1 pseudogene is annotated in these 455 nt (G+C 54.1%); it reads left to right on the forward strand.

Features of this window, described 5'->3' with window-relative positions:
- Positions 1 to 455: pseudogene (locus tag A3754_RS27030) on the forward strand (hypothetical protein); the annotation flags it as partial.

Below are 455 nucleotides of genomic sequence, written 5' to 3' on the forward strand. Positions count from 1 at the left end.
GAACACTTCGAGGCCATTCTTGAGCAGGTCCTGAAACTGCAAAGCCTGCGGGAAAAAGCCATTCACGCGGCCATGAACCATCCACTGGTCAGCGAAATGGTCAGCGAAATGCTTTATACCGGCATCAAGAATTTCCTGCTGGAAGAAAATGCACTGGCGAAACTGCCCGGTGTTAGCAGCATGATGAAGATGGGCCGCAAAAGCATGGTCGGCAAAGCCATGGGCGGCATGGAGGAATCCATTCGCACCTACCTGCAGAAGAATATTCGCGTCACCCTGAAAACCGGTGAGCAATGGCTGAACAAGCAATTAACCAACGAGCGAATTCAACAACTGGCGCGTGATGGCTACCGCCGCGCTGCCCCGCTTAAACCCGCGAATTACATGAAGATGGTACCTGAAGGCGCCGTGGCGGAAGTGGTGGCGCAAAGCTGCGCGATCACCGATGAAAGTGC

The organism is Alcanivorax sp. HI0083, from assembly GCF_001635175.1.